General features: G+C 58.0%; 28 protein-coding genes. 17 read left to right on the top strand and 11 right to left on the bottom strand.

Translation table 11 applies throughout. From position 1 onward, the window contains the following. The first annotated feature begins 8 nt into the window (after nucleotides 1-8). The 4 genes from groL (at nucleotide 9) to HNR03_RS30645 (ending at nucleotide 4,324) form a co-directional block, all read left to right on the top strand. Nucleotides 9-1,625 carry a chaperonin GroEL gene (gene groL, locus HNR03_RS30660; RefSeq protein WP_259158046.1) on the top strand — a complete coding sequence of 539 codons (1,617 nt, stop codon included), beginning with the start codon at nucleotides 9-11 and terminating at the stop codon, nucleotides 1,623-1,625. 15 nt (nucleotides 1,626-1,640) lie between these two features. After that, on the top strand, nucleotides 1,641-2,528 hold the full coding sequence (locus tag HNR03_RS30655; protein ID WP_259158045.1) for a universal stress protein: 888 nt from the start codon (nucleotides 1,641-1,643) through the stop codon (nucleotides 2,526-2,528). A 149-nt stretch (nucleotides 2,529-2,677) separates the two neighbouring features. Continuing rightward, nucleotides 2,678-3,562 (top strand): universal stress protein, encoded by an 885-nt coding sequence (locus tag HNR03_RS30650; protein WP_222587430.1) that lies wholly within the window; start codon nucleotides 2,678-2,680, stop codon nucleotides 3,560-3,562. Nucleotides 3,563-3,616: 54 nt separating this feature from the next. After that, entirely contained in the window at nucleotides 3,617-4,324 is a 708-nt protein-coding gene (locus HNR03_RS30645) for a phosphoribosyltransferase (RefSeq protein WP_259158043.1), read from the top strand. A 36-nt stretch (nucleotides 4,325-4,360) separates the two neighbouring features. Here the strand turns inward: HNR03_RS30645 and HNR03_RS30640 are convergent, their stop codons facing one another. Then, nucleotides 4,361-5,728 carry an erythromycin esterase family protein gene (locus HNR03_RS30640; protein WP_259158041.1) on the bottom strand — a complete coding sequence of 456 codons (1,368 nt, stop codon included), beginning with the start codon at nucleotides 5,726-5,728 and terminating at the stop codon, nucleotides 4,361-4,363. Between the two features lie 537 nt (nucleotides 5,729-6,265). Here HNR03_RS30640 and HNR03_RS30635 point away from each other — a divergent pair. Beyond that, nucleotides 6,266-6,808: a c-type cytochrome gene (locus HNR03_RS30635; protein WP_259158039.1), complete on the top strand. Its 543-nt coding sequence runs from the start codon at nucleotides 6,266-6,268 to the stop codon at nucleotides 6,806-6,808. A gap of 112 nt (nucleotides 6,809-6,920) precedes the next feature. Next, nucleotides 6,921-9,311 (top strand): phosphoketolase, encoded by a 2,391-nt coding sequence (locus tag HNR03_RS30630; protein ID WP_259158038.1) that lies wholly within the window; start codon nucleotides 6,921-6,923, stop codon nucleotides 9,309-9,311. Here HNR03_RS30630 and ftsH read toward each other — a convergent pair. Both ftsH and HNR03_RS30620 read right to left on the bottom strand, forming a co-directional pair. Continuing rightward, on the bottom strand, nucleotides 9,299-11,149 hold the full coding sequence (gene ftsH / locus HNR03_RS30625) for an ATP-dependent zinc metalloprotease FtsH (RefSeq protein ID WP_259158037.1): 1,851 nt from the start codon (nucleotides 11,147-11,149) through the stop codon (nucleotides 9,299-9,301). The two genes, HNR03_RS30630 and ftsH, sit on opposite strands and share 13 nt — an antisense overlap. 84 nt (nucleotides 11,150-11,233) lie before the next feature. After that, nucleotides 11,234-11,881: a BON domain-containing protein gene (locus tag HNR03_RS30620; RefSeq protein ID WP_222587423.1), complete on the bottom strand. Its 648-nt coding sequence runs from the start codon at nucleotides 11,879-11,881 to the stop codon at nucleotides 11,234-11,236. Nucleotides 11,882-12,081: 200 nt separating this feature from the next. Here HNR03_RS30620 and HNR03_RS30615 point away from each other — a divergent pair, with 200 nt between their 5' ends. Both HNR03_RS30615 and HNR03_RS30610 read left to right on the top strand, forming a co-directional pair. After that, nucleotides 12,082-12,552: an anti-virulence regulator CigR family protein gene (locus HNR03_RS30615; RefSeq protein WP_259158034.1), complete on the top strand. Its 471-nt coding sequence runs from the start codon at nucleotides 12,082-12,084 to the stop codon at nucleotides 12,550-12,552. Between the two features lie 160 nt (nucleotides 12,553-12,712). Next, nucleotides 12,713-13,255: a hypothetical protein gene (locus HNR03_RS30610; RefSeq protein WP_259158032.1), complete on the top strand. Its 543-nt coding sequence runs from the start codon at nucleotides 12,713-12,715 to the stop codon at nucleotides 13,253-13,255. Nucleotides 13,256-13,378: 123 nt separating this feature from the next. Here the strand turns inward: HNR03_RS30610 and HNR03_RS30605 are convergent, their stop codons facing one another. Next, nucleotides 13,379-14,302, bottom strand: coding sequence for a LysR family transcriptional regulator (locus HNR03_RS30605; protein ID WP_259158030.1), 924 nt, complete (start codon nucleotides 14,300-14,302; stop codon nucleotides 13,379-13,381). A gap of 280 nt (nucleotides 14,303-14,582) precedes the next feature. Between HNR03_RS30605 and HNR03_RS30600 the strand changes: the two genes are divergently transcribed. Both HNR03_RS30600 and HNR03_RS30595 read left to right on the top strand, forming a co-directional pair. Beyond that, complete coding sequence (locus tag HNR03_RS30600) at nucleotides 14,583-15,122, top strand: carbonic anhydrase (RefSeq protein ID WP_259158028.1); 540 nt, start codon at nucleotides 14,583-14,585, stop codon at nucleotides 15,120-15,122. A gap of 264 nt (nucleotides 15,123-15,386) precedes the next feature. Further along, complete coding sequence (locus tag HNR03_RS30595; protein ID WP_259158026.1) at nucleotides 15,387-16,031, top strand: HD domain-containing protein; 645 nt, start codon at nucleotides 15,387-15,389, stop codon at nucleotides 16,029-16,031. 31 nt (nucleotides 16,032-16,062) lie between these two features. Here the strand turns inward: HNR03_RS30595 and HNR03_RS30590 are convergent, their stop codons facing one another. Both HNR03_RS30590 and HNR03_RS30585 read right to left on the bottom strand, forming a co-directional pair. Beyond that, complete coding sequence (locus HNR03_RS30590; protein ID WP_259158024.1) at nucleotides 16,063-16,335, bottom strand: hypothetical protein; 273 nt, start codon at nucleotides 16,333-16,335, stop codon at nucleotides 16,063-16,065. 144 nt (nucleotides 16,336-16,479) lie between these two features. After that, nucleotides 16,480-16,779 carry a hypothetical protein gene (locus HNR03_RS30585; protein ID WP_259158022.1) on the bottom strand — a complete coding sequence of 100 codons (300 nt, stop codon included), beginning with the start codon at nucleotides 16,777-16,779 and terminating at the stop codon, nucleotides 16,480-16,482. A 212-nt stretch (nucleotides 16,780-16,991) separates the two neighbouring features. Between HNR03_RS30585 and HNR03_RS30580 the strand changes: the two genes are divergently transcribed. Then, nucleotides 16,992-17,336 (top strand): cupin domain-containing protein, encoded by a 345-nt coding sequence (locus HNR03_RS30580; RefSeq protein ID WP_222587415.1) that lies wholly within the window; start codon nucleotides 16,992-16,994, stop codon nucleotides 17,334-17,336. 105 nt (nucleotides 17,337-17,441) lie between these two features. Here HNR03_RS30580 and HNR03_RS30575 read toward each other — a convergent pair whose 3' ends face one another. Next, entirely contained in the window at nucleotides 17,442-17,867 is a 426-nt protein-coding gene (locus HNR03_RS30575) for a hypothetical protein (protein ID WP_259158017.1), read from the bottom strand. A gap of 96 nt (nucleotides 17,868-17,963) precedes the next feature. On the opposite strand from HNR03_RS30575, the gene HNR03_RS30570 reads away from it, so the two are divergent. After that, complete coding sequence (locus HNR03_RS30570) at nucleotides 17,964-18,638, top strand: TetR/AcrR family transcriptional regulator (protein ID WP_259158015.1); 675 nt, start codon at nucleotides 17,964-17,966, stop codon at nucleotides 18,636-18,638. A gap of 117 nt (nucleotides 18,639-18,755) precedes the next feature. Here the strand turns inward: HNR03_RS30570 and HNR03_RS30565 are convergent, their stop codons facing one another. Continuing rightward, nucleotides 18,756-19,235: a phage infection protein gene (locus HNR03_RS30565; protein ID WP_259158014.1), complete on the bottom strand. Its 480-nt coding sequence runs from the start codon at nucleotides 19,233-19,235 to the stop codon at nucleotides 18,756-18,758. Between the two features lie 217 nt (nucleotides 19,236-19,452). Between HNR03_RS30565 and HNR03_RS30560 the strand changes: the two genes are divergently transcribed. The 3 genes from HNR03_RS30560 to HNR03_RS30550 all read left to right on the top strand — a co-directional run bounded on the left by HNR03_RS30560 (nucleotide 19,453) and on the right by HNR03_RS30550 (nucleotide 22,719). After that, the gene (locus tag HNR03_RS30560; RefSeq protein WP_259158012.1) at nucleotides 19,453-21,000 is read left to right on the top strand and encodes a DUF2235 domain-containing protein; all 1,548 of its coding nucleotides are present in this window, start codon (nucleotides 19,453-19,455) and stop codon (nucleotides 20,998-21,000) included. Continuing rightward, nucleotides 21,000-21,659: a DUF2931 family protein gene (locus tag HNR03_RS30555; protein WP_259158010.1), complete on the top strand. Its 660-nt coding sequence runs from the start codon at nucleotides 21,000-21,002 to the stop codon at nucleotides 21,657-21,659. The genes HNR03_RS30560 and HNR03_RS30555 overlap by 1 nt, the downstream gene beginning before the upstream one ends. 160 nt (nucleotides 21,660-21,819) lie before the next feature. Beyond that, nucleotides 21,820-22,719, top strand: a complete 900-nt coding sequence (locus HNR03_RS30550) for a bifunctional helix-turn-helix transcriptional regulator/GNAT family N-acetyltransferase (protein WP_259158130.1) — start codon at nucleotides 21,820-21,822, stop codon at nucleotides 22,717-22,719. A gap of 25 nt (nucleotides 22,720-22,744) precedes the next feature. On the opposite strand, the gene HNR03_RS30545 is transcribed toward HNR03_RS30550, so the two are convergent. The 3 genes from HNR03_RS30545 to HNR03_RS30535 form a co-directional block, all read right to left on the bottom strand. Then, nucleotides 22,745-23,197 (bottom strand): hypothetical protein, encoded by a 453-nt coding sequence (locus HNR03_RS30545; protein WP_259158008.1) that lies wholly within the window; start codon nucleotides 23,195-23,197, stop codon nucleotides 22,745-22,747. A 218-nt stretch (nucleotides 23,198-23,415) separates the two neighbouring features. Continuing rightward, nucleotides 23,416-23,721, bottom strand: a complete 306-nt coding sequence (locus tag HNR03_RS30540; protein ID WP_259158006.1) for a panthothenate synthetase — start codon at nucleotides 23,719-23,721, stop codon at nucleotides 23,416-23,418. Between the two features lie 432 nt (nucleotides 23,722-24,153). Next, a complete protein-coding gene (locus HNR03_RS30535) occupies nucleotides 24,154-24,612 on the bottom strand; it encodes a helix-turn-helix domain-containing protein (RefSeq protein ID WP_259158004.1) in 459 nt (152 codons plus the stop codon). A gap of 136 nt (nucleotides 24,613-24,748) precedes the next feature. Between HNR03_RS30535 and HNR03_RS30530 the strand changes: the two genes are divergently transcribed. Both HNR03_RS30530 and HNR03_RS30525 read left to right on the top strand, forming a co-directional pair. Next, nucleotides 24,749-26,035 (top strand): MFS transporter, encoded by a 1,287-nt coding sequence (locus HNR03_RS30530; protein WP_259158128.1) that lies wholly within the window; start codon nucleotides 24,749-24,751, stop codon nucleotides 26,033-26,035. A gap of 180 nt (nucleotides 26,036-26,215) precedes the next feature. Then, entirely contained in the window at nucleotides 26,216-26,428 is a 213-nt protein-coding gene (locus HNR03_RS30525; RefSeq protein WP_008074349.1) for a DUF1059 domain-containing protein, read from the top strand. Nucleotides 26,429-26,856: the final 428 nt, after the last annotated feature.

Raw genomic sequence — 26,856 nt, 5'->3', positions numbered from 1 at the left:
GCACCCCGATGGCTCACAGTAAAATCGTGTTTCGTGCGACAGCTCGCGAGAAAATCCTCAGTGGCGCCACGCAGTTGGCGGACGCCGTGCGTGTGACGCTGGGCCCGAAATCAAAATCGGTGTTGATTCAAAGTAAATGGGGCAATCCGACGGTCTCCAATGACGGCGTGACGATTGCCAAACGCGTTGACCTGCAAGACCCCGAGGAAAACCTGGGCGCGCAAATGCTGCGCCAGGCCGCCGAACGCACAGGCGATGCCGTAGGGGATGGCACCAGCACCTCAACAGTACTGGCCCATGCCATCCTGGCCGATGGCATTCGTAACGTTGTCGCGGGTGCCAGTGCGATCGACCTCAAGCGTGGCCTGGATCGCGGCTTGTCGCTGGTCGTGGAATCACTTGCCGCCCAGTCGCGACCCGTCAGCACACCCAAGGAAAAAGCCCAGGTCGCCGCGCTGTCGGCGCACAACGACACGGTCATCGGTCAATTGGTGGCGGATGCATTGGAGAAGGTCGGCGTAGAAGGTGTCGTCAGCGTAGAGGAATCGAAGACGACCGAAACCGTGGTCGAGGTCATGGAAGGGATGCGCTTTGACCGGGGCTATGTCTCGCCGTATTTCGTTACCGACGCCGAGAAAATGCAGGTTGAACTCGATGACGCGTATTTGCTGCTCTGTGACCATAAGATCGGCGCACTCAAAGACTTGCTTCCCTTGCTTGAACTCGTTGCCAAAAGCGGTCAACCCCTGGTGTTGATCGCGGACGACATTGAAGGTGAGGCGTTGACCACGTTGGTCGTCAACCAGATACGCGGCGTATTGCGGGCGGTGGCCATCAAGGCACCAGGCTTTGGCGATCGGCGCAAGGAGATGCTCCACGACATGGCGGTTCTGACAGGGGCGACGGTGATTTCCAACGACCTGGGCATCCCCCTGGAACAGGTAGAACTGAGCCAGCTGGGACGGGCGCATCGCGTGGTGGTGCAAAAAGACAGCACGGCATTGATAGGCGGGGCGGGCACACGTGAGGCCATTGAGGCGCGTCTGCAGCAGATTCATGCGCAAATGGACAGCACCACCAGCGATTACGACCGGGAAAAACTCCAGGAACGACTGGCCAGGCTTTCTGGCGGTGTTGCGGTGATCCGGGTCGGGGCGCCTTCCGAAGCCGAGATGAAAGCACGCAAGGATGCGCTGGATGACGCCATCTCGGCGACCCGGGCGGCAATCGCCGAAGGCATTGTTCCGGGGGGTGGGCTTGCGCTACTCAAGGCTGTCCCGATTATCGCGGCCGAAGAGGCCCTTTATGAGGGCGATGCCAGGACCGGTCTGCAGATCCTGCGCCGGGCGCTGGAAGCCCCGGCCAGACTCATCGCGGAAAACTCCGCGGTGGACGCCGGCGTGGTGGTTGCACGCATGCTCGCCGAACCCGGCAACGTCGGTTTCGACGCGTCCGCCAACTGTTACGTGGACATGTATGACGCCGGCATTATCGATCCGACCAAAGTGGTGCGCATTGCCCTGGAAAATGCCGTTTCAGTCGCCAGCATCTTGCTGCTGACCGAGGCAACCCTGACCGACATTCCGGAAAAGGAATCGCCGGTCCAGCCACCGTTCCCTGAATGAAACAGGGGTGAGCTCATGAGCCAGTATCAACAGTTGTTACTCATTACCCATCTCGCCCTGCGCCACTCCCCGGCAATCGACCAGGCCGCAGCGTTGGCCCGGGCCAGCGCTGCACGTTTGCATATTGCGGCGTTGATTGCGCCACTGAAACTGTTGTCGCTGCTGGAGGAGAGGGACAGGGCAACCGCGCGGGAGCGTTATCTGCAGGATCACCGAGACTGGCTGCGGGAGCAGGCGAAATATCTGCATGGCCAAGGGATCAGCGTCACCACGCAGGTGGCCTGGGCTGATGATATGGAGCAAGACATTCTTGATCACGTGGCGCTACTGCGGCCCGACCTGCTGATCAAGGAAGTTCAGCATGAATCGGCGCTCAAGCGTGCGTTCTTCACGCCTCTCGACTGGCGCTTGTTGCGCCATTGCCCTGTGCCGGTTTATCTGGTCGGAGAGGCTCGTCACGCCTTGCCGCGCAAGGTCGTGGCGGCGGTCGACGCTGCGGCAGGCGAGTCGACGAACAGCGAACTGAATGATCGCATTATCGAGCAGGCCATCGGCCTGGCCATACAGTGCGATGCCGAATTACATCTGCTGTGCGCCTGTGAGGTGTCGGAAGTTGTTCTGGAGGAATTGGATGCAGGGTTGGCACTGTCGAAGTTGACGAGGAAGCTGCGCAACGAGCTGGAAAAATCGTTCATCCAGTTGGCCAGTCGGCACAGCGTGCCCGCTGATCGTCGGCATTTCGTTGTGGGGCATCCGGTCTCGGCGCTGAGCGAGTTCGTCGATACGCATCAGATGGATGTGATCGTGATGGGCAGAGTTCAGTATCAGGGTCTGGAAAAGCAGGTGGGCAGTACCACTGAACACATCCTGTATCAGGTGCCGTGCAGTGTATTGGCAGTCTAGCGGGCGCAGATTTGACATAAGTCAACGCCGGAGAATCCTCAACGGAGGACGCTTAATCAACGCTGGTGCTGATCCGGCGCAGGCGTCGGCGTCAGCCTCGGCAAAGGGCCTGTGGTGGACGACGAACCCCCTCTGTGTGGAGTCAGATCATGAGCCAATATCAACGCTTGTTACTGATCATCAACCCGGCCCAGCGCCATTCCCCGGCGATCAACCATGCTGCCGCCGTGGCCAAGGCCAGCGGTGCGAGCTTGCATATTGCGGCGTTGGCCAAGCCGGTAGAGATACTGTCACTGCTTGAAGAAGGCGTGCGGGAAAAGGCCCGGAAAAGCTACCTGCAGGACCATACGGAATGGCTGAAAAACCAGGCAAAGAGCCTCCGTGGTCGCGGTATCGAGGTCACCATGGAGGTGAGCTGGGCCGATGACTTGCAGCAGGACATCCTTGATCACGTTACGGAAATGCAACCTGATTTGGTGATCAAAGAAACCCAACACGAATCAGCGCTCAAACGTGTTTTTTTCACCCCGCTCGATTGGCGTTTATTGCGACATTGCCCCGTGCCGGTGTACCTGGTGGGCGGGGGCGCTCACGCCTTGCCGCGCAAGGTCGTGGCGGCCGTCGACGCGTCCGATACGGCGCCTGCCAACAACGAGCTGAACGAGCGGATCATTCAACAGGCCACCAGCCTGGCGTTGCAGTGCGGGGCCGAACTGCATCTGCTGTATGCCTGTGATATTTCCTCGGTGTACATGACGGACATGGGCGGGCTGGCGCTGTCTGACCTGACCGAGGATTTGCGTAGAAACGATGAACAAGCGTTTCTCGAATTGGCCCATCGCTACGGTGTGCCCGCCGATCGTCACCATTTCATTCTGGGACAACCCGTCTCGGCGCTGAGTGAGTTTGCCAGCGAACAGGAGGTGGATGTGATCGTGATGGGCAGGGCTCAGTATCACGGCCTGGAGAAACTTCTGGGCAGCACCACTGAACATATTCTGTACCAGGTGGCTTGCAACGTTCTGGCGGTCTAGCGCGGGCAAAGCCCTGGGTAAACAACGGCAGGCGTCATCGCTCGGGAGGTTTTCATGACTCAGAGTCCCTCATTGCAAACGACCTTGAAGGATCGGGCCGCGGCAGGTCGAGGTCTGGTAGAACCGTTGCTCAAGTACGCAAATCGACCGGATGTCATCGTCCTCGCCTTGCCGCGTGGCGGCGTCCCGGTGGCCTATGAAGTGGCCACGGCGCTTAATGTTCACCTGGACCTGATGCTGGTCCGCAAGCTGGGCGTTCCGTCTCATGAGGAGTACGCCATGGGCGCCATTGCCAGCGGTGGCATTCAAATACTCAACGAAGATGCTCTGCGCGCCCATCCCATTGATCGAGCCAGTTTCGACGCGGTGGTCGCACGAGAAACACGCGAGTTGCTGCGTCGTGAACAGCTGTACCGGGGCAATCGCCCACCGGTGCAGATCAAGGACCGGGTGGTGATTCTGATCGATGACGGGCTGGCGACAGGGGCCTCGATGATGGCTGCGATACAGGCAGTGAGAAAACAAGCACCTGCTCGCATCGTTGTCGCCGTGCCGGTTGCGCCGCTCGAAACGATGGAGACATTGCTCATCGAAGTCGATGAAGTGATCTGCCCGCTCGTGCCTGAGTGGATGGTCTCGATCGGTTATTGGTATTTGAATTTTTCCCAGACCTCGGATGCGCAGGTCATTGAGTTGCTGCAGCGCGCCTGGCAACGAGAAGCTGCTGCTGGCGGTGCAACTGAGGGCAGTGTCGATGTTTGAACTTCAACCTCGACAGCTGGACCTGAATGACGCGCCTCACACACCAAACGGAAAGGTTTCGTCTTCCGGTTCGATGGCCTGGCTTTTCGGCAGCGCCAATGCGCTCACGGGGCGGGTCTGTTCAATCCAGATCATCGCGTCAAACTGCTCGGCCAGCGAGGCCTCGAAGTAATGGCTGCGGCGCTCGGTTTCCGGGCGATAAATCACCCCGATGGCCCGCTCCAGCAACGGTCCGGTCAAGGCCTGGCGCAATTCTTTGCGGCGCGGATCTCGCCAATCGGTCAAGGACGCCGGTACGCCGGCCTTGAAAAACTGATGTTCCCAACTGTCCGGGTGCGAGGGCCTGATGTCCTTGATGAGCATGGCGCCGTCCCAGTCATCGGCAGCCGCCACCTGGCCGCGGTCGGTGCTCATGCCAATCAGCACGGCATCGCGCCCGAAGGCGCTGCGGCATAGATGTCCAATGTTGAACTGCCCCTTCCAACCCATTTCCGTGGCGGCCGCGTTGCCGATATGGGAGTTGTGCGCCCAGACCACGGCTTTGGCCTGAGGCCCCCGGTGCTTGAGCAGCGCCTGTAGCGTGTCGAACATATGCCGGTCCCGCAGGTTCCAGGAGGCGGTCGAGCCGCGATAAATCGCGCGGTAATACTGTTCCGCCGCCTGCACCACCCGGGCGTTTTGCGCCGCATTGAAGAACGCTTCGTCATTGCGGACAAGTCCGGCCAATTGTTCGGCCAGCATGGCGTTGAGTTGCTCGACCACCGGTTGCTCGCAGGGCATGAGGCCGGCGCGTTCGACGAAGTGTCCGTAAAGCGCCGGATCGTCCTGCCACGGCGTCAGACAGCCGTAGCGCTGGCGCGCTTCCTGGGCCAACCGCGGATCGACATGGTCCAGGTAGCTCAGCACGTCATGGATGGAGTTGCGCAGACTGTAAACGTCGAGACCGCGGAATTCGACACGACGTTCAGGGGCGTGCTGGTGATTGAAGTCATGCAGCCAGTGGACGAAGGCCCTCACTTCGGTATTGCGCCACATCCAGGTCGGAAATCGGCTGAAGATGTGGCGTTTCCACGCCGAACGGGCGAGTCCCCGGACGTACTGGTCGACATGGCACGCGTCCGGCCAATCGGCTTCCATCGCCAGCACAGTGAACCCGTGGTGTTCAATCAGCCTTTGGGTAATCGCTGCGCGGGTTTTATAGAACTCGCTGGTGCCATGGCTGGCCTCACCGATCAGCACCACGCGCGCATCCGCGTAACGATCGAACATCTCACCAAACGTCGCCGAGGTCAGCGTCGGCAAGGGTTCCGCGTATCGGCGCAGGATCGGCGCGATGGCGGCCTCGTCGATGGGCCGAGGTGAACCATGGAATGTGTCCAGCGAGTCTTGAGTGGGTGTAGGCATGACGGCCCTCCCATGGGTAGGTAACTGCCACCGGCATTGCGCTTGTTTTCCATCAGGCGCGCAACCACCAGAACTCAATTCGCAGGCGCTCGACGCGGTGTTCACGCTCCGCCCCGTGTGGCGCCTGGTCGACGTTCGATCATTCCTACACGCTGATTCAGGCGAATGATTGAGTTTGATCAACAAAGGCTGCAATGCCTCGGGAGAAAGTGTACAAGCCAGGTCTTCACGAGCCGGATATGAGTACAAGCGATGGGCATTATTGCGAATCAGGCTGAGCGGCTCGTTGCCCGTGACCTGTAGAGGGGCGAGGTCTGGCTAAGCTCAATTCAGAGGTGTCACCCGCGCGCCTCTTGGGAGATTCGCAATGACAGTGACGGGCGTGTCTGTCGATAGTTGAATCGAGGGGCGTCGACCATGGAAACCTGTGGCAACAAGCGTACTTTCAACCGGTTGCATCGTGTTGTCGCGCTCTGCGCCGTTGCGCTCATGAGCTGCACGAGTACCAAAGAGGACACCTCCCAAGAGGTGTCGCCCATGCCCGGTCTCGCCATGGCCGATCAAGTGTGCTCGTTGTGTCATGGCCTGACGGGAGAGTCCGTGTCGCCGCTGTTTCCCAAGTTGGCCGGTCAGCAGAAGGAGTACCTGAAGTTGCAATTGAGCGACTTCAAACTGCATACGCGCAGCGATAAAACCGGGGCTCAGTACATGAGCGGGCTGACCCATTTGACCGAGACCCAGATTGAGGAATTGGCAGACTATTTTTCGAGTCAGAGCCCCATGAAAGCGGATGTCGGTGCGTCGGACGCCCGCGGCGAATCGATTTTTCGCAATGGCATTCCCGAGTCCGGCGTGGCTCGGTGCAGCGCTTGCCATGGTGCTGGCGGGGAGGGCAAAGGCGCGGTGCCCCGCTTGGCGGGTCAACACGCAGACTATGTGGTCAGCCAGATGAAAGTGCTTGGGCAGACAGACCAGCGTCCCCGTGGCGCTCAAATAAAGCGGGAGAATCATTCCCTGTCCGATGCAGACGCTCAATTTGTAGCGCATTACCTGGCGACGCTTGGGGCCAAGACCCAGTGAAACGATCTTGAATCGCCGTCTTGATAATTGAGGTAAATCAAGTCTCCTCGGTTCAAGACTTGCAGAATCAACCCATGCCGATCATTGGACCGACAGCTGGCGGAGCACTGCAATGAGCGATTTTCTGAATGCCGAGCAACTGGAAGGACTGGATGCCTATTGGAGGGCGTCCAATTATCTGGCCGTCGGGCAGATCTACCTCAAGGACAATCCGCTGCTGAAGGAGCCGCTCACCCTGGCGCACCTGAAACCACGGTTGCTGGGGCACTGGGGGACCACGCCGGGGCTGAACCTGATCTATACGCACCTCAATCGCCTGATAAATCTGTACAACCTGAACATGCTGTTTATCGCCGGTCCCGGTCATGGCGGGCCGGCAGTGGTGGCGCAGACGTATCTGGAAGGCACCTATACCGAGTTTTATCCCTCGGTGGAACGTAATACCAATGGCCTGGTTCGTCTTTTTCGGCAGTTTTCCTGGCCGTACGGGATCTCCAGTCACGTCTCGGCGCAGGTTCCGGGGTCGATCCATGAAGGTGGCGAGTTGGGTTACAGCCTGGCCCACGCCTATGGCGCTGCATTTGATAATCCGGACCTGATCGTCGCCTGCGTGATCGGCGACGGTGAAGCCGAAACCGGCACGCTGGCGGCCAGTTGGCATTCCAACAAGTTCCTCAATCCGGCGCGTGACGGCGCGGTGTTGCCGATCCTGCACCTCAACGGCTACAAAATCGCCAACCCCACGGTGCTGTCCAGGATCAGCGAGGATGAACTATCAGCCTTGCTGTATGGCTATGGCTACGACCCCTATTTTGTGGAAGGTGACGACCCGGTGCAGGTGCATCTGGCCCTGGCACAGACACTGGACACCTTGGTGCTGAAGATCCGTGATATTCAACTCGAGGCGCGCCGCTCCGGGCGTTCGGCACCGCCGGAACGGCCGCTGTGGCCGATGCTGGTCTTGCGCACACCCAAAGGCTGGACCGGGCCGAAGTTCGTCGATGGCCATCGAGTCGAGGGCACCTGGCGCGCACATCAGGTGCCGCTGGCCGATTTCCAGCAACCGGTGCACCTGCGCCAACTCGAAGAGTGGCTCAAAAGCTACCGTCCCGATGAACTGTTTGATGCCAACGGTACGTTGCTGCCCGACATCGCGGCGCTGGCGCCGACCGGTCACCGGCGCATGAGTGCCAACCCCCACGCCAATGGCGGCGGGTTGTTGCGAGCGCTGGATCTGCCACGTTTCAGTGACTATGCCGTGCGGTTCAAAGCTCCCGGCAGCCTGCGCGCGGAGGCCACGCGGGTCATGGGCACGTTTTTGCGCGATGTGATGAAACACAACCTGGCCTCCAGCAACTTTCGCCTGTTTGGCCCGGATGAAACCGCCTCGAACCGACTGGACGCCGTCTATGAGGTCAGCGCCAAGGCGTGGATGGAGCCGCGAGAACCGGACGACCTCAATCTGGCACCCGATGGCCGGGTGATGGAAATTCTCAGTGAACAGGTTTGCGAGGGTTGGCTCGAGGGCTATTTGCTGACCGGTCGCCATGGTGTGTTGTCCTGCTACGAGGCCTTCATCCATATCGTCGATTCGATGGTCAACCAGCATGCGAAATGGCTGAAAACCGCCGCCGAGGTGCCTTGGCGCAAACCGATTGCTTCGCTCAATTATTTGCTGACGTCGCACGTCTGGCGTCAGGACCATAACGGCTTTTCCCATCAGGACCCGGGCTTCATCGATCTGGTGGCCAATAAAAAATCGGACGTGGTGCGGATCTACCTGCCGCCCGATGCCAATTGCCTGTTATCGGTGGCTGACCACTGCTTGAAAAGTCGCGATTACATCAACGTGATCGTGGCGGGCAAACAGCCGGAGTGGCAATGGCTGGATATCGATGCAGCCGTCCTTCATTGCCAGGCGGGTATCGGCCGTTGGGATTGGGCGTGCAAGGATGATCAAGACCCGGACGTGGTCATGGCCTGCGCCGGTGACGTGCCGACCCTGGAAACCCTGGCTGCCGTGACCCTGTTGCGCGAGTACGTGCCGGACTTGCGGGTGAGGGTGGTCAATGTCGTGGACCTGATGGTGTTGCAGCCCTCATACCAGCATCCCCATGGCTTGCCCGACAGTACGTTCGACGAGCTGTTCACCGTCGACAAACCGGTGATCTTCGCCTTCCACGGTTACCCCGCGCTGATTCATCGGCTGCTGTACAAACGCACCAATCACGAGAATTTCCATGTCCGTGGGTTCAAGGACGAGGGCGCGACCACGACACCCTTCGACATGGCCGTGATGAATAACCTGGACCGTTATCAGTTGGCCCTGGACGTCTTCGAACGGGTCCCCCGGCTGCACGATCAGTTGCACGTGGCCCGGTCGCGCTATTGGTCAACGCTTGAGCGGCACAAGCTCTACCTGATCGAGCACGGGCAGGACATGCCCGAGGTGCTGAACTGGCAATGGACCTCGGCAAGCGCCGCCAATAATCAGCCGACCTGAGGTGGAGGGGCGGGCAGTCGGGGGGCTATCGGGATGGGCTCGATGGGCTTGAGCGGTGGGAATTCTTCAGGTGTCAGGGTTTCTTTCTCCAGCAAAAGACGTGCTCCGGCGTCCAGGTCAGCCCGACGACTGTCGAGCAAGGCTTTTGCGCGCTCGTACGCTTCATCGAGCAGGGCGCGAATCCCCAGGTCAACTTCCCTGGCGGTTTGTTCCGAATAGTCTTTTTCGCCGACGCCTTGCATCCGTTCGCCCAGATACGTCGCGTTTTGCCGCTCCAGAACCGCCTGTCCAAGTTCAGGGCTCATGCCAAAACGGGTGATCAATTGGCGGGCAATATCCGTCGCGTGGGCCAGGTCATCAGCCGCCCCGGTGGAAATCTGGCCATAGGTAAGGAACTCGGCGGCGCGTCCGGCCATCAGGACGACAATCCGGTCCTTGAGCATTTGATAGCTGATGAGGAAGTGGTCTTCGGTGGGGCGCTGCAACGTATACCCCAGCGAGCCAATGGCGCGGGGCACGATGGAGACTTTGTGCACCGGGTCCATGGCCGGCAGGCTGCTGGCGGCCAGGGCGTGCCCCATTTCGTGGTACGCCACCACTTGGCGTTCGTCGGCGTGCAACAAGCTGCTCTTGCGCTCAACCCCGGCGACGATGCGTTCCACGGCCCGGGTGAAGTCATCGAGGCTGACCGCTTCGGCGCCGCGACGGGTGGCGACGATGGCCGCTTCGTTGACCAGGTTGGCCAGGTCGGCGCCGGTAAAACCGGTAGTGATGTCAGCGACCTGTTCGGCGTCGAGGCCCGGCTTTATGACGATTTTCTTCAGATGGACGTTGAGAATCGCCTGTCGGCCTTTGCGGTCGGGGCGATCGATCAGGATCTGCCGGTCGATCCGCCCGGCGCGAAGCAGTGCCGGATCGAGAATCTCTGGCCGATTGGTCGCGGCCAACAGCACGACACCTTCCCGGGGATCAAATCCGTCCAGCTCTGCCAGTAACTGGTTGAGGGTTTGCTCTTTTTCGTCGTTGCCGCCAAATGCGCCGACGCCGCGCATTTTTCCCAATGCATCGAGTTCGTCAATGAAGATGATGCAAGGTGCCGCCTGGCGCGCCTGGTCAAACAAGTCGTGTACCCGGGCAGCGCCCACGCCGACGAACATTTCGACAAACTCAGACCCTGATATCGAGAAAAATGGCACACCGGCTTCACCGGCGATGGCTTTGGCCACCAGCGTCTTGCCGGTCCCCGGCGGGCCGACCAGCAGCGTGCCCTTGGGAATGTGCGCCCCGAGCCGGGCGTATCGGGTCTTGTCCTTGAGGAACGAGACAATCTCGACCAATTCAACCTTGGCTTCATCGATGCCAGCGACATCGGCGAAGGTCACCCCGGTGTCACGCTCGACGAACACTTTGGCGCGTGACTTGCCAATACTCATCAGGCCGCCGAGGCCTTGTTTTTCTGCCATCCCGCGAAACAGAAAATGCCAGATCACCATGATCAGGATAAACGGCAGCAGCCACCCGATCAGACCGTTGAGCAAGGTGTTTTCACTGACCCCGGTAAACTCCACACCTGATTGACCAAGGTCGCTGGCCAGCGTTGGATCGACCCGAACCGTCGAAAACAGGTTGCGGCCGTCGATGGGTTCCAGCAGCTTTCCGCTGATCTGGTCCTTCTCGATCCGCAAATCACTGACCTTGTGCTCGCTGAGCAGTTGCTGGAACTGACTGTAGGGAATGCTCTGAACGACATGCCGTTCTATGAACAGAAATTGAAAGAGGCTGAGCACGATAAAGGTGATCGCGAAGTAAGACAGGTTCCATTGGTGGTTTTTTTTCATGACCTTTGCTCGGATAAGTAACGGCTGTCGAACAGGCCGTTCTTGAGCCTCCCGGGGAGGTCGCAGGCTCCCCGGGTCCGCGATTCAGGCAAGCAATATGTGATCGATGACCTCCTTGACGCCGGGCACCGACCAGGCCGCCCGTTCCGCAATCTGGCGCTGGCGCCACAAATGCACCCTGCCTTCGAGTTTCACCACATCGCCCTGAACCTTGACGTGAATCCCCTCGGCATCGACTTCGGCATTGCGCTTGAGTGCTTCTTCGATGCTGCGCTGGATATTCCCGGCGTCTACACGAGGACGCAGGGTAAGGTCATTGTGAATGCCCACCACGCCGGACAATTTACGCACGGCCCGCTCCACGGTTTCCTTCTGGTACTGCCAGTCAACTTCGCCTTCCAGGGTGACCCAGCCGTCCTGCACGATGATTTTTATGTCGCCATCGGGGACATCGGAGCTCCAGTTGATGATCTTCAACGCGCGACTGGCGATGGTGTCATCTGCCGTGCCGGCGCCTTTCTCCGGCCGCACCTGGATTTCTTCAGCGACTGCGCGTACGCCTTTGAGACTTTTGACTGCGCGCTCTGCACTGATTTTCTGGGCGTAGCTTGAAACGTGTCCAGAGAGCGTCACCACACCGTTATCCACGGCCACGCCAATGTTGGCGGCATCGATTTCAGGCTGGAACTGCAGTTCATCGAGGATGGCATTACGCAGGCTCAAGTCGTTCATGATGGAGTCCTCTGTAAAGTGCGCGAGAGATAACGGATTGTGATTACCCGGTCAGTATTTTTTACGCTTGAACGAAGGAAAATCGTTGAGTTATATCAACAATGCGTCGGTGAGCCAGGGGCTGGCCGGGTGATATGAAACCCACACCGTTGAAAGCGTCTACAGTCAGGGGGCTATCTCCCTGCTGAAGGAACGACTCGATGTTCAGATTTCGCTCATTGATTGCCGCCGTGACAAGCCTTGCACTGGTCTGCGGCTCGACCACTGCGCTGGCTGACCCTGGAAATGGAAAGGGCCAAGGTAACGGCAAGGGAAACCCGCAGAACAGCCAGAATCATGGCAATCAGGCAGGTCATGCCAATAAAGGCAAAAATGCCACGGGCGGCGATTGGGATCATGGTCCGAGCGTCAATCGCGACAATATCCTGGGGATTATTGGCGGCCACCGGGACTACTGGAGTCCTGGTCCTGCCTTGCCCCCCGGCATTCAGAAAAACCTCGCTCGCGGCAAACCATTGCCGCCGGGAATTGCTAAAAAGCTGGATGGCCGCCTGGTCGGCAGATTGCCTCATTATGACGGGTACGAGTGGCAGCAAGTCGGCGTCGACTTGATCCTGGTCGCGTTGGCGACGGGGCTTGTCTACGAAGTTTTGAACGGCGCTTTTGATTAATGGTAGATGAGTTAAAGCGCTTGAATCTCATTACCCGAAGAGGTTTTTTTTCTTCGTGCGACTCAGGCATGTCTGCAAGGCTTCCGTCCGTCGCAACACCCGGAACTGAAACCGGGTTATCACGTCCTATGACACGCGATATCAACCTACGGAAGCCATCATGCTTTTAAAGAATAAAAGTCTCTTTGCAGTCTTTTCCTGCGCCCTGATGCTTGCAGCTGCGCCATTGCTCCCCGTTGACCTGTCCATCATGGGCTCTGCCTATGCGAAAGATGGCGGTGGCGGTGGCGGTGGCAATGGAGGCGGCGGCGGTAATGGAGGCGGTGGCGGTAACGGAGGGGGGCATGGTGGTGGAAACAGTGGCGGAAATGGTGGTGGCCATAGCGGCGGTACGAGTGGTGGCCATAGCGGCGGTGTAAGTGGCAGCCATAGCGACGCGGATCATGACGGCCGCTCCGACAGCAACGGACACGGTAAAGGGCTGGCCAGCGATCATGCCGGCAAGGCAGTCCGCGACCGTGGTGAAAGCGGAAACCATTACGGCAGTGATCGCGGTCACGGAGCAACGACTTCTGGCGTCGCCCACTCCAAAGATACTCGCGGCTTAGCCAAAGCCAGGGCCATTTCGGCCACAACGCCCGGTGATCACAACACCAAAGGGTTAAGCAAGATTGGTAACTCGATCTCGAATAAAACGCACTGACACTGAAAAACGGGCGCCTTGATGGCGCCCGTTTTCGGCGCCCGTTTTCATTGAGCCTCGCTTTAGCCCGCAAACGCCCGAACACACGCTTGGCATGAAGCGAGGTAGGCGATATTCCGTGGTTTATGCACCGTCTCCCAAAACGGCAGATTCCGCATGTTTATTGCCGAGCGTGGTGGCGAGGAAGTCGGCAAACGCACGCGCCGCCAGACGCGTCGTGCGTCCCTGCGGAAAGTACGCATGGACGGGCAGGTCGGCCATTTTCCACTCCGCAAGCAGATGCACCAGGGTGCCACTGGCCAACTCCAGAGCGCAGGCCCAGGACGTGGTCGAAACGATGCCCAGGCCTCCTGCCGCGGCTGCCAGCGCCCCGGCGGTGTCGTTGGTAGAAAACTGTGGGGCGAGGTTGATGGTTGACGCTACGCCGTCGCGTTCGAATTGCCAGGATGAAGCCTGCGAACCTGCCGGACCACCGACGATCCGGTGTCGCTCCAGGTCGGTCGGGGTCATTGGCGTGCCGTGGCGTGCAAGGTAAGCGGGAGAGGCAACGATCACACGGTGCATGGTGCCAATCCGTCTGGCCGTGCCCGCCAGGTCCGGCAAGTTGCCCACGCGGATGCCGATGTCGACGGCTTCCTTGACCATGTCCTGCCACTGATCTTCGAGCATCAGCTCCAGGTGCAGCATCGGGTGGCGTTCAGTAAAGGCCGACAATCTGGGGATGATCACGCGAATACCCATCGTCGAGGGCATGCCGATACGCAGCAAACCCCGCAATTCTCCGTTCTCGCGCACGCTGTTCTCGGCATCGTCGACCGCCGCCAGGATCGGTTCCATGCGCGCCAGAAACTCCATCCCGGCTTCGGTCGGCACCACGGCCCGCGTGGTCCGCGACAGCAGCCGCGCGCCCAGGCTCGCCTCCAGCTCGGCAATCATCCGTGACACCTGGGACTGCGCCAGCCCGCTTTCCCGTGCGGCGGCCGAGAAGCTGCCGAGTCGGGCTACGCGGGTATACAGCCGCAAGGCGAGGATGTCTTTCAACGGCATGCCGGTTTACCTGTTCAAGCGAGCCCGTGCCGCTCACCCGAGAGCGTCGCAAGTGTCGCAGGCGATGATTAATGCTGACTCGATATAAATCTTAGCCTGATTCAACCGCTACCGCCGGTTTGGGCAAGACGACATAGTTGGCCCATCGGAGCCGAAGCCCTCCAGCGCTTCCCCGAACTGACGGGTGCCCGTTCACCGCCGAACCGCAGATCCTGCAGGCGATGATGTTCACCCGGTTGCCGCAACGCGGCAGTCCCCCACCTGTTTGACGGAGCTCATCATGGATTTTTTACAGACGCTGACCCAACGCAACAGCGAGTTCGCAACGACCGGTTTTCATCCCGACCTCAAGATTATTCCTTCGCAAAAAACACTGATCCTCGGCTGTGTCGACCCCCGCGTCGACCCGATGGACGTGCTCAAGCTTGCCCCTGGCGAGGCGGCAGTTATCCGCAATGTCGGTGGCCGGGTGAACCCGGCGCTGTTCGAGACGATGGCCATCCTCGGCACCGTGTCCCGTGTCGGTGGCGCGGCGGTGGGCCAGGGCTGGAACCTGATCGTCCTGCAGCACACCGATTGCGGTATCAGTGGCTGCTATCACCACGCCCCCGCATTGTTGGCGAAACACATGGGCGTGTCCGAGGCTGACCTGACGGCATTGCAAATCGACGATCCTTACAAAGCGGTCGGAGTCGATGTGGCAGCCCTGAAAGCCAATCCAAACCTGCCCGGTGGATTTACCGTGACAGGCCTGGTCTACGACGTGGCCACCGGGCGCATCGACACGGTGGTGCCCGCGAGCCAGCTGAGACCCGAGTAAGCCGATCGACTTCATTCGTGCTGCGTTTATTGCTTGAAAGGGCCAATGGTGAGTGTGGTCACGCCGGTCATTGGCGCACTAAAAATCCGCAATATTGGCACTGTGTTGCAACCTGCTCGACGTGTATTTTTTTCAGTTTCAACGGGTTGATCTGCCTGGGTTCGAACCCTTGAGGTAGCCGTCTCCAATGGAGCGATCAGGGCCGATCAGCTGGCCGGCGTTGCCGATGTAAAACCGGCGGCGCTAGACACAGGAGGAAAATCCATGTCGACGAACGACATTGCCGGCGTACAAATCCCCGACAGCACGATGGCTCGGGAAGTGACGCAACTCATTCGTGACACCGAAAGCGAATTGCTGTTTACCCACTCCACGCGCGTTTACCACTGGGGCGCTTTGCTCGGAAAACGCAAGGGCCTGATCTTTGATCCAGAGTTGCTGTACGTCGCCGCCATGTTCCACGATCTGGGCCTGACCTCAATCTACCGGGAGAGTCAGCTGCGCTTCGAGGTAGACAGTGCCAACGCCGCGCGTGATTTCCTGCGAAGCCATCACATCAACGAGGGCGATATCGAAAAAGTCTGGACCGCCGTTGCTCTCCATACGACGCCGGGCATCCCGGAACACATGCACGCAGAAATCGCCCTGGTGCAAGCCGGAGCGGGCATGGACGTGGCAGGACGTGGTTTTGATTTGTTCACGGACGCACAACGCGAGGCGGTGATTGCCGCCTATCCGCGTGAAAGCGATTTCGCCCACAAGATGATCGACGAATTTTATCTCGGGATGATGCATCGCCCCGGCAGTACGTTCGGTACCTTCAACGATGATTTTCTGGCCTACAAGGATCCAGACTTCAAGCGAGTCAATCTGTGCAGCATCATCCTGGGCTCACACTGGGAGCGATGAACCGGCCACTCAAGAGGACCGCTGATCCTTCCTAGGGCTTTTTCTCAGTGTCGTCGCCACCGCTCGAAGTCGCCGCATCATTGTCCGTGGCCTGCGAATCGGCGCCGGAGTTGGAGCCTGACGCTTCCTCGCCTTTTTTGTCGGCCTTGTCCTCCTTGGATTCAACACCCTGAGGCTGGTTGATACCCGGAAGCGCGGCCGGTGGAACCGCCGAGTCTGCAACCGTGTTTTCGCCTGCCAGTGCGGGCAGCGTGCCAACGGACACCAGGCCAGCGATCATGAGAGCAGCGATTGTTCCGTTCATGGTTTGATCCGCCGTATGAGGGGGTATACGGCGTTGGAAAAAATGCAAGGCAGAAGGTGCTGAGAAGCTGACAAGCGGAGGCCAATGAACCATCAAGCAGATGGCGCGCACTGAAACTCTATTGCTCCAACGACGGAGTGTTGATCAGTTCTTGCATTGCGCCAACACCACTTTGCAGGTATCTGGCGTGCCACCGGAGCGGCCGGCATAGCGAATGCAATTATCCAGGGATTTCTTGCGCGCCATGCCCAACGTATTCCCCCAAGCCAGGCCGCCTTCGCCAGCGGTGGGGAGGGCTTTTGCGTAGCAAGCAGAGCTGGCATTGGAGGCCAGATAACGCGTCGAGGCCGGTTTGCCCGCGCAACCCGCTGTCAGCGCCAGGCTGATGGCGAGCAGGGAGGGCAGAATCCATAACGAGCATTGATGCGCTGTTAGACCGGTCATCTCATCTCCCCTGGATCAAGAGGCTTGAGGCGTGAATGGGCTCGTGCCGTGCTCTGTTGAGATTAGTTGGTGTTGCGCCTGTCCATGGGGAAGAGCGGACAAAAACCCCTGAATCGTGGACCAAACCATAGACCCTTCGTCGCCTCCCGACTGATCGGCGCTTTTAGTGTCTCTACTTAAAGGCAGGCCCTGTGTTTAAAAAGAGGCGCGCCATGAGCGACGAACAGGTGGCACCTGAGACGAAAGGCGTGACAGTGGACTTGTTGGCAACGATTGATCTGGGTCCCGAGATCGAGGGCATGGCAGGGCGCCAACTCAGAATGCGTCGGGTAACCATCGAGCCCGGCGGCGTCTTCGGACCGATTCACAACCATGTGGACAGGCCCGGCACCGTCTACATCCTGCAAGGGACAATCACCGATCACCGTAATGGCGTCGCGACCGACTATGGGCCGGGCGTGGGCTGGCCCGAGGACAGGCACACCACTCACTGGCTTGAGAATCGAGGAACGATTGCAGCGGTGGAGATCTCGGTCGATATTGTGCGGCAGACGTAATTTCGCGTCCTTGCGGCGGGTATCTGCGGGGCTTATTTTCTCGGAACGCAAGGGCAGCAATCGTCACGCACCGATCGCTGCCCTGACGCCGTGTCCTGTTTTGCCTTATGAAAGGCTTGATTCGCCAGTTGTGCTCCGCAAACGTTCGGCCGTGATGGCGATGCGCGAGAAAACCAGCCACACATAGAGCAGCACACTGCAGCCGACGAGGATTGATGCGGCACCGATCAATGGCTCCACCGCCGTGAAACCCTTCAGGCGCAGCGTCAGCGCACCGAGCATCACCGGGACGCCCAGGTTGTACATCCAGTACTGTGCTGTCGCAACGCGCCCTTCATTCATTGCCGGATGCACGGTGCCGATCAGCCCAAACAGTGCCATCGATACCCATCCCAACAGATTGATATGAGCATGAACCGCGAAGAGTGAGTGGTCGCCGGAAGCGCCCATCACCACACCCAGCACCACGCCAATCGCAAAGTAGAGGGCGGCGAGCCGAAACCACGTCCGCGAACGAGGGTTGATATTCATGACATTTACCTCATGCGCCCTGAGGCGCGCTCAGTTGCTGAAATGTGTCTATCATGAGACTCAAGTCTCATTACAAGACGGAGTATCATTTATTCCATGTCGAATTCCACGTCAAGCCCGTCGGTCAGAGACGGCGATACCCAAGGCCGTGCCAATCAGCGCCTGCGAACGCGTCAAGCGTTGCTCGATGCCGCCGTCGCATTGCGCGACGAAGGCCTGAACCCAACGGTTGCACAAGTGGCCGAGCGCGCGCGGGTGTCGCGGGCCACGGCCTATCGTTACTTCCCCTCGCCTGAAGCATTGATCAGCGAAACGGCGACCGATCGGGATATGCCACCGCTGGAGCAGCTCTGGCAGCCGGGAGAAGATCCGGTCAAGGGCATAGGCCTGGCGGCGAATGCATTGAACACACTCTTGATCGAAGACGAAATCGCCCTGCACGTGATGGAGCGTTCATTCATGACGGTATGGCTGGACAGTGAAGCCCACGAGCCGCTGCGACCGGGTCGACGCATGAGCTACGTAGCGCCGATTGTCGATTCGCTGAAGGACGTGCTTTCACCCCGTGCACGCAAACGATTGAAGCAGGCGCTGTCGATCGTCATGGGCACCGAGGCGTTGATCGCCGTGCGCGACATCGGTCAGGCGAGTATCGAAGAGTCTCTCGACACTGCCGCCTGGGCCGCTCGGGCGCTTATGCGTCAGGCACTGGAGGAGGATGAACAGGCTAGACGCAAACGCAAGGCCCGTTCGGTTGCTTCATCTGAGTGAACGACCCGCGTTTGTTCAAGGCAGACAGGCAGCAAACGAAACCGATCAATTGCATACGAAAAAGCCCGGCTGTTCAGGCCGGGCTTCTGCGTTGAGTAGTGCGGTGAAACCAGGCATTTATGCAGCGCGGCTTTCGATCAGACGGTCGGAACCACCTTCGGCGACGCGTTTTTCCATCAGTCGGTCAGAGCCGCCTTCGGCAACGCGGTTTTCGATCAGACGGTCAGAACCACCTTCGGCGACGCGTTTTTCCATCAGACGGTCAGAGCCACCTTCGGCAACGCGGTTTTCGATCAGACGATCCGAGCCACCTTCGGCGACGCGTTTTTCCATCAGACGGTCAGAGCCGCCTTCGGCTACGCGGTTTTCGATCAGACGGTCGGAACCACCTTCGGCGACGCGTTTTTCCATCAGACGGTCAGAGCCGCCTTCGGCAACGCGATTCTCGATCAGACGATCCGAGCCACCCTCAGCCACTCGACTTTCAATCAGACGATCCGAGCCGCCTTCAGCGACAACAGGGTAAGCCGAAGTAGCGGCGAAAGCGTTAGCTGCAAAAACCGAGAAAGCGATGCTGAGGAAGAGTTGGCGTTTCATGATGGTGTGCTCCGGGGTGTAGTTGTTTGGTATGGATGCGATGTTACGCCGCGGAGTTTTTAAGAGAACTTCATTGAATTGATGGTGACTATCGACGTCGGCAATGGATGGACGAGCTGTCCTTCCCTGAATGATGGCATCAGGCTACGCGTTGCTTGATTGGATCCACGGTGGCACCCTCAGCGCCCGTTACACCAAGGAGCCAGGTGATCAAGGAATGAGTGGATACGTACCCAACCCCCCGAAAAACTATCGATACGACGAAGCCAAACCCGTCGACATCCATGCCAACCGCTGGGCCGAATATGAGAAACACGGCAAAGCACCGGCTCCCGCAAAAGAGAAGGTCAGGGTCGCGTTGCGCATTGGCGTGTTCTTCGACGGGACGCTGAACAATGCCAGCAACTCCGCTTCGGGACTGCTTTGCGGCGCACATCATCCGATTCTGCCGACCGATGTCGACGCGAGTTGTAAGCCTTATATGGCGGATCCCGAAGGGAGTTACGGGAATGATGTGAGTAATGTCTTCAAGCTTTATGAGCTTTATCCAGCAGCCAAAGATGTAAAAGGTGAAGGATCGACCAAGTTGATGTTACGAAGTCTTTACGTCGAAGGCATAGGCACCGAAAGCGGAAACGAAGACAGCTTCGGCAATGCCGCAACCGGGCGCGGTGCCACGGGTGTTGCGGGCAAAGTCCAAAACGCATTTTCTTTACTGAAAGCCTTGGTCAAACAGGCTATCGATCAAAACCCTGGAGATGAGATCACTTCGTTGACCTTCGATACCTTTGGTTTCAGCCGAGGGGCTGCAGCCGCCAGGCATTTTGCAAACGAAGTTGTACGTTGTAGTCAGGGGCCATTGGGAGAGGTGTTGCGCGGCAACTCTGCTGGCTTCAGCGCTAGATTTACGGGGCAGTACAACAGTGAGATTTTGATGGGCTTCATTGGTTTGTTCGATACTGTCCCTTCAGTCGCGGGATTCACTAATCTGGGAAATATCCAAAGCCCTGCTGCTCCCGGAATCAAGTTGTACTTGGATCGTAAATACTTTACCGATGTCGTTCAATTAACAGCCCGAGACGAACGACGCGCCAATTTCGCCTTGAGCACAGTGATTCCCGCGCATCTTGAGATCCCTGTGCCCGGAGTGCACTCCGATATTGGAGGTGGTTATCGTGAGGAAGTGGAGGAGTGCGTGCTGGTAGGTTCCATGCAGGCACTCACGGTGCCAGATGGTACCGATGTTAAAACTACATCCATCTATCGGGATGCAATGCAGCAAAAGGCAAAAATGGTCGCCAACGGTTGGCCCGAAACGATGCTGGATGTTGTCACTCCCAAGCCGACTTTGGCGATAGCCGCATCGCAGGAAAAGATCGGACCAAAAGAGCTGCGGGTGTACGCAGGCCTGCAACTCAATCGGACGGTCAATGGCAAGCTTTCGTCGGTGTATCTTCGGTTAATGCACAAATTGGCGACGGAGAAAGGCGTGCAATTGAACGATATCCCGGATACTCCGGAATACTCCGTGCCTTCCGAGCTCCAACCATTTTGCGACAGGGTTCTGGCAGGTAACTACAAGCCGCAACCTGCTGAAGAGAAACTGTTGAAACTCAAATACATTCACATGTCTGCAAATTGGAGTAACCCAATAGGGGCAAGCCGTGAGCTTGGCCTGACCATCCGCTACACCAATGCGCCTACGAGCGACGGTGTTCGTGTACGACATCCTCACGTCCCTGACTCTACCTGGAGAACATTCTGATGCGCTCGATCCTCATTTTACTGGGCGCTTTTTTTGTAGTGGGTTGCCATGCAGGCGACTTGCTCTCTGGCAAAAACGACCCGAAGAGTGAGTGGTGGAGTCTCAGTTTCGTTGAGCCTTCTTATATGAAAGTTTGGGTGGAAGACACTGCTGTTGAGGACATCAACGGCAAACTTTTCCGTCGAACTGGAGGTGGCACGGCAGCGAGTAGTGAGCCAGAAGACGGCACGGAATCTGCTCGTGGCTGGAATAAAAATATAAGCAGTAGCATTCGTGGCGTAGTCGGTGCGGATCTACCGAAGCGTATTTTTGTTCGTTGGCAGTCCATCGTTGAGTCGAAAACATATCGCGCATGGGTCGATATTCCTGAGGAAGCACGGCAGCTAATGCACGCTTCGGTGAATGAGCGTTGCCCGGCGACACCTCAAGAGCCTGCCAATTTCCTGACAATGGTTTACCTCGGACTTGCTCCGGGGGGCATCGTGCAGGTTTGGGTGACCGACAAATGCTTGAAATCGATCAAAGTTGCACGCGCACAGGCGGAAGTGGAGCCTTTGGGGCCAAGCCAAGGTAAAACTGAAGGGCGTTATGCTTATCCGGTTAGTGCAGAATCGAAGCGCTATATCGAGCGATTCGGGATCCCGTACGGCAGCTGGTAATCTCCGCCGCAAAAAAACGCCACCCCAAGATCACAAGCCATCTCAATCGACGACTATTTAGTTGTGCTATACAACTAAATAGCCGTTCATTCGAGGTGTGCTCCCCGTGACTCATTCACAGCCAGACCTGATCAACCAAGTCCGTTCAGCATCGCGCCTCATGGTGCGCGAGCTGGGGTTCATGCAAGCCACTCTGGCGGCGACGGACTATCCGCCTTCGTCGGTTCACACAATTGTGGAAATTGGTGAGCGGAGGTCGTTGACTGCCGTGGAACTGGTGGAGCTTCTCGGCCTGGAGAAGTCTTCGGTGAGCCGCATGGTCCGCAAGTTAATTGAGGCGGGCGAGATCGAGGAAGTCCCGAACGAGGAAGATGCTCGTTCCAAGAAGCTGCAGCTCACGGCAAAGGGCATGGAGACCCTGCGAGCCATTGATTCTTTCGCCAGGGAACAAGTGAGTGCGGCGATGTCGCACTTAACTACCGAGCAACAGCAGGCCGTCAGTGAGGGCATCGCCAACTACGCCGCGGCCCTGCACGCGCATCGACTCGGCATGGCTCAACCGCCCTCGGCGCCGCTGGACATTGCTCGGGGTTACCGACCCGGCATAATCGGCCGAATTGTGCAGATGCATTCCGACTACTATGCCAGGCTTGCGAACTTCGGCCAGCCGTTCGAAAGTCTGGTTGCTGCGGATATGGCGGAGTTGATGGGGCGTTTGGACAATCCACGCAATGAAGTTTGGGTGGCGTTGGACGGTCAGCGGATTGTCGGTTCCATTGCCATAGATGGCGAAGGAGAGGGCGGCGAAGCGATTCTGCGATGCTTTATTCTTGATGACTCGGCGCGTGGCAAAGGCGCAGGCAAGCGCTTATTGGCGCAAGCCATCAAGTTCTGTGACGAACATGGCTTTTGTGCGACAAGGCTTTGGACATTCAAGGGGCTCGATGTCGCGCGTAAACTCTATGAAGACGCTGGTTTTAAATTGGAACAGGAGCAAGAAGGGGAGCAATGGGGCGCACGGGTTACCGAGCAATGCTATGTACGGCGCTGCCCGTCGTAAACATTCGGATCGGCTTCGGTCGCGGCTATTTCACCGCACCGCCACCTTTGATATCCCCACAAAAGATATCAACGTTGCCACTGTCCGGTGCACTCCGCACGACGATGGAGTACTCACCGGACAACAGGACCGGCAAAGCCACAGGTGCGGTTCTTGAGAATGACCAACCACGCACCGCTTGGCGTTCGGTGTTGACGCGATCATTCATGGCGTAGGCGACGGGCCCAGGTTGTTGGCAACTACCTTTATTGATGAATGTGTAAAGCCGCAAGGGCAGTATCGATCCACTGGGAGCGCCACTGATGAAGAAGCTGAGTCCGGTTTCTTTGCCCCAGTCTGACAATGTCACATTGCCGATCTGACCGGTGTTCTGTCGGGTGGCAACCAGGGTGACGCTCGCTCCTGGGTGTGATGAAGTGGCGCAGCCAAAGAGGCTTGCGCTGATCAATAGAGCAGTCAGTGAATATCTGAGCTTCATTGCCAACCTCCGGTATTGAAGAACTGCAATAGGAGATTAGCCGGTATAGCTCATTAATCGCCTCTGTGGAGTGACTTGGAGGGTAGGGCATTTAAAACCCGACTGATGAGGCCGGGTCCTTATTTGAATCCCGCGTTAAAGCCAATCATTTACGCAGCGCGGAGTTTTAAAAGAACTTCATTGATCTGATGGTGACCGATGGCAGCAATGGATGCGCCTCACCCCCAGGTTTGCCCGAGACTTCCCAAATCAGCCTTTTGCAGATCTTGCGCGCTCAACATGATGCGGAACTTGCAGCTGGCATTGAAGTTAAGAAAAAAGGGTTCGGCCAAGGCGGGGATATCGGATGGCTCATTGACGTCGACCAGAAAGATCCCGCCACGCATGCCATCCTGCTCGGTAAAATAAGCCGCCTCCGGCTTGATGCTCGCCAGAATGCGCTCAATCAGCTGGCCCGCCGTGCCGGCTTTGATAAGGGAGTTGAAGGGTTCATTAGGGCATTCGACCATCATTAACATCTTCATGATTCAATCCTCTGCTCAACCCGCAAACCTGTAACCAGACCTGTGCGCCTGGTGCCCGTGCCGCTGGCCATCGATTCAACAATCCTCGCAGCGCGTGTTATCAAGAATAGCCAAGCGGGTGCCGGCTCTCGGGGCAGGGTTACGGGTGGTCATGAAGGCTCATGTCGGGAATTGAGAACGTCCTGATAGCAGACCTCGCTTCGCGATTCGGAAAATAAACCGCTTATCGCTCAATTCGAAGGCTTCGACGGAAAGATACCGCGTGAACCCCCTGATTTATTTCCCGTTTTACCGGGCAGGCTGGGCACTACCGGACGGGATCGGGGCTGAGGGTTGGAGCGGCTGCGGGGCTGAGGTTGTTTGCTCATGGATTGCCTCCGGATCTTTCAGAAAGTCGCGCGGTGGTCTTCCAATCAGGTAGTTGCTGTCGGCTCACGACCCGCCGTCAACGAGTCGTACCCTGCGGCAGTCCGATGGGCCAAGTTTCCGACCTTTTGATGAGCGAACATCCAGCGGCATCAACGGCTGGCCTGACTCTTTATCCAACAGCACAGAACGCGCCTCCTGCGACTGGAACAGATAACGTTCGCCCCACTGCCTCATGCTGACCACCACCGGGAAGATCTCCCGTCCTTTATCCGTCAGCACATACTCCTTATAGGCGCTGCCATCGGACGCTGGTCGGACGTCGAATACGCCGACTGCAACCAACGTTTTCAGTCGTGATGTCAGAATATTCTTGGCTACGCCCAAGCTCTTCTGAAATTCGCTGAACCGACGGATGTCGTCGAAGGCATCGCGGATGATCATGAGCGACCAGCGATCTCCGATGGCCTCGAGTGTTCTTGCTACGGGGCATTCGCTGCTTTGCGGTGATGCGTCTGCGACCATTTTTTTGACCTTCCGGAATATGTGTTTGCCAAGCCTGTCCACTGAGTTGGTGTAATGTGGTTGCAATTTGAAACAAGATACGGCAACAATCGATCTGGTTTTTAATCGCAACCAGTTTAGCGCCAAGGAGGCGTACATGACAGCAGATGCCGACCCGGCTACCCAGCGTTTCCTCAGTCAGCCCTCGGCATTGCCGCCTGCGGATATCGAAGAAAGCACCAGGGCTCACCGAACTCCAGGACTCTCTGCTTCGCTCACGTTACTGTTTTCTGTCACCTGTGCGCTCGCAGTAGCCAACGTTTACTTCGCACAACCTTTACTCGACTCAATGGCTCAGAGTCTGGGTGTTGCTTCATCAATGATCGGCGTCGTGGTGACCGCGACTCAGATTGGATACGCGCTGGGGCTGCTGTTCATCGTTCCGCTCGGCGATCTGGTCAACCGCAAGCGGCTGATTTTGACTCAGGTATTGCTGTCTGCCATTGCGCTGGCGGTCGTCGGCGCAGCACAGCAATGGATCGCCCTGTTGAGTGCAATGATCGTAATGGGCCTGCTGGCAGTGGTCGTCCAAGTGCTGGTGGCTTACGCCGCGGCGTTGGCAACGCCATCGCAACGCGGACAGGCAGTGGGCACGGTGACCAGTGGCATTGTCCTGGGCATTCTATTGGCGCGGTTCACCTCTGGCCTGATCGCGGACGTCGCGGGCTGGCGCGCTGTGTATTTTCTGTCCTCGGCGGTGATGCTGATACTTGCGTTGGTGCTGTGGAGGGTGGTTCCAGTCACTGCGTCGCCAAGGCATCAAGCTACTTACCGGGCGCTCATAGGATCGCTCTTCAAACTGTTCATCACCGAGCGGACACTTCGCGTCAGAGGCCTGCTGGGTCTAATGATCTTTGCCGCTTTTTCCGTACTGTGGACGTCGATGGTGCTGCCATTGAGCGCGCCACCTTTATCACTTTCACACACGGCAATCGGCCTGTTTGGATTGGCCGGGGTCGCCGGCGCACTTGCGGCCAGAAGAGCGGGGCGCTGGGCCGACCAAGGTCATGGGCAACGCGTGACCGGCATTTCGCTGGTGCTCCTGACGCTGTCCTGGTTGCCCATCACGTTTGCCGAGACATCCCTGGTCGCGCTGGTCTGCGGTGTAGTGGTGCTCGACTTTGCGGTGCAGGCGATACACGTCACCAATCAGAGCATCATTTTCGCGGCACGCCCCGACGCCCAAAGCCGCATGGTCGGTGCCTATATGTGCTTCTACTCGGTCGGTAGCGCACTGGGTGCGGCCGCTGCGACTCAGGTGTATGCGCTTTGGGGCTGGACAGCAGTCAGCCTGCTGGGCGCTTTGATCAGCGCCAGCGCATTGATTCTATGGTTTCTCACGCGTCATCTCTTAACGACCCATCAAGTGGCAAGGCCCCGTTAACTGGCATCAATTCTGGTCTTTCAGCAGGCATCGCGTCGCTGGTGGCCGCGGAGGCGGGCCTATACTTTAAGAGTCAGCACACTCGATACGACCTGCAGTCTTGGGTAATACATGGGGTGGCGCGTCGAGTGATCGTTCACGCAGGTCACGGCCTGCCTTCGTCGTAAAGAGGAGAAGATCATGGCGCGTAAATACATCGACTGCCGCGAGTTTCCAAGCGACTCCAAATGCTCCGTCGCGCTCAGCGCAGACTCTGAAAACGAACTGCTCGAGGCTGCCGCACAGCATGCGGTCAGCGTTCACAAGCACACCGACTCACCAGAACTGCGTGCTCAACTGAAAACGATGTTTCACGACGGTACCCCACCTGTTGAAGCACCGCGCCCCGCTTAGCATGAGAGGGGCAGACTACGATGACGGCAAATGCTGACCCATCGTGATCTGTCCCGCTTCTTTAATGGTGGTCTTTCGCGAAGGTCTTTAATCGACCTGGAGTTAACGATGGGCGTCTGGCGGCAATCGCCAAAAGCGGTGAGTCAGCACCCAGGCTCTGGGGGAGGGGAAAGAATTTTTAGACGGGGGTTGACCACCTGTTTTAATCCTGTATTATTCGCCTCCCGCTAACGAGCATATTGAACTTGCTCCTAGCGTAAGTAATTGATTTGAATGAAAAAATCATGCGCTTTTAAGGGTTTGCTTTTGAGGAGATGTGCTGTAAGATGCGCTCCTCGGTTGAGACGAAAGATCTTAACCAACCGCTCTTTAACAACTGAATCAAGCAATTCGTGTGGGTGCTTGTGGAGTCAGACTGATAGTCAACA

Source organism: Pseudomonas sp. JAI111 (assembly GCF_024809425.1).
Taxonomy (GTDB): domain Bacteria; phylum Pseudomonadota; class Gammaproteobacteria; order Pseudomonadales; family Pseudomonadaceae; genus Aquipseudomonas.
This window is presented reverse-complemented; position numbering and strand designations above follow the sequence as displayed.

Coding starts and splice junctions, on each gene's coding strand:
- groL (WP_259158046.1), top strand. CDS start 9: ATGGCTCACAGTAAAATCGTGTTTCGTGCGACAGCTCGCGAGAAAATC.
- HNR03_RS30655 (WP_259158045.1), top strand. CDS start 1,641: ATGAGCCAGTATCAACAGTTGTTACTCATTACCCATCTCGCCCTGCGC.
- HNR03_RS30650 (WP_222587430.1), top strand. CDS start 2,678: ATGAGCCAATATCAACGCTTGTTACTGATCATCAACCCGGCCCAGCGC.
- HNR03_RS30645 (WP_259158043.1), top strand. CDS start 3,617: ATGACTCAGAGTCCCTCATTGCAAACGACCTTGAAGGATCGGGCCGCG.
- HNR03_RS30640 (WP_259158041.1), bottom strand. CDS start 5,728: ATGCCTACACCCACTCAAGACTCGCTGGACACATTCCATGGTTCACCT.
- HNR03_RS30635 (WP_259158039.1), top strand. CDS start 6,266: ATGCCCGGTCTCGCCATGGCCGATCAAGTGTGCTCGTTGTGTCATGGC.
- HNR03_RS30630 (WP_259158038.1), top strand. CDS start 6,921: ATGAGCGATTTTCTGAATGCCGAGCAACTGGAAGGACTGGATGCCTAT.
- ftsH (WP_259158037.1), bottom strand. CDS start 11,149: ATGAAAAAAAACCACCAATGGAACCTGTCTTACTTCGCGATCACCTTT.
- HNR03_RS30620 (WP_222587423.1), bottom strand. CDS start 11,881: ATGAACGACTTGAGCCTGCGTAATGCCATCCTCGATGAACTGCAGTTC.
- HNR03_RS30615 (WP_259158034.1), top strand. CDS start 12,082: ATGTTCAGATTTCGCTCATTGATTGCCGCCGTGACAAGCCTTGCACTG.
- HNR03_RS30610 (WP_259158032.1), top strand. CDS start 12,713: ATGCTTTTAAAGAATAAAAGTCTCTTTGCAGTCTTTTCCTGCGCCCTG.
- HNR03_RS30605 (WP_259158030.1), bottom strand. CDS start 14,302: ATGCCGTTGAAAGACATCCTCGCCTTGCGGCTGTATACCCGCGTAGCC.
- HNR03_RS30600 (WP_259158028.1), top strand. CDS start 14,583: ATGGATTTTTTACAGACGCTGACCCAACGCAACAGCGAGTTCGCAACG.
- HNR03_RS30595 (WP_259158026.1), top strand. CDS start 15,387: ATGTCGACGAACGACATTGCCGGCGTACAAATCCCCGACAGCACGATG.
- HNR03_RS30590 (WP_259158024.1), bottom strand. CDS start 16,335: ATGAACGGAACAATCGCTGCTCTCATGATCGCTGGCCTGGTGTCCGTT.
- HNR03_RS30585 (WP_259158022.1), bottom strand. CDS start 16,779: ATGACCGGTCTAACAGCGCATCAATGCTCGTTATGGATTCTGCCCTCC.
- HNR03_RS30580 (WP_222587415.1), top strand. CDS start 16,992: ATGAGCGACGAACAGGTGGCACCTGAGACGAAAGGCGTGACAGTGGAC.
- HNR03_RS30575 (WP_259158017.1), bottom strand. CDS start 17,867: ATGAATATCAACCCTCGTTCGCGGACGTGGTTTCGGCTCGCCGCCCTC.
- HNR03_RS30570 (WP_259158015.1), top strand. CDS start 17,964: ATGTCGAATTCCACGTCAAGCCCGTCGGTCAGAGACGGCGATACCCAA.
- HNR03_RS30565 (WP_259158014.1), bottom strand. CDS start 19,235: ATGAAACGCCAACTCTTCCTCAGCATCGCTTTCTCGGTTTTTGCAGCT.
- HNR03_RS30560 (WP_259158012.1), top strand. CDS start 19,453: ATGAGTGGATACGTACCCAACCCCCCGAAAAACTATCGATACGACGAA.
- HNR03_RS30555 (WP_259158010.1), top strand. CDS start 21,000: ATGCGCTCGATCCTCATTTTACTGGGCGCTTTTTTTGTAGTGGGTTGC.
- HNR03_RS30550 (WP_259158130.1), top strand. CDS start 21,820: ATGGTGCGCGAGCTGGGGTTCATGCAAGCCACTCTGGCGGCGACGGAC.
- HNR03_RS30545 (WP_259158008.1), bottom strand. CDS start 23,197: ATGAAGCTCAGATATTCACTGACTGCTCTATTGATCAGCGCAAGCCTC.
- HNR03_RS30540 (WP_259158006.1), bottom strand. CDS start 23,721: ATGAAGATGTTAATGATGGTCGAATGCCCTAATGAACCCTTCAACTCC.
- HNR03_RS30535 (WP_259158004.1), bottom strand. CDS start 24,612: ATGGTCGCAGACGCATCACCGCAAAGCAGCGAATGCCCCGTAGCAAGA.
- HNR03_RS30530 (WP_259158128.1), top strand. CDS start 24,749: ATGACAGCAGATGCCGACCCGGCTACCCAGCGTTTCCTCAGTCAGCCC.
- HNR03_RS30525 (WP_008074349.1), top strand. CDS start 26,216: ATGGCGCGTAAATACATCGACTGCCGCGAGTTTCCAAGCGACTCCAAA.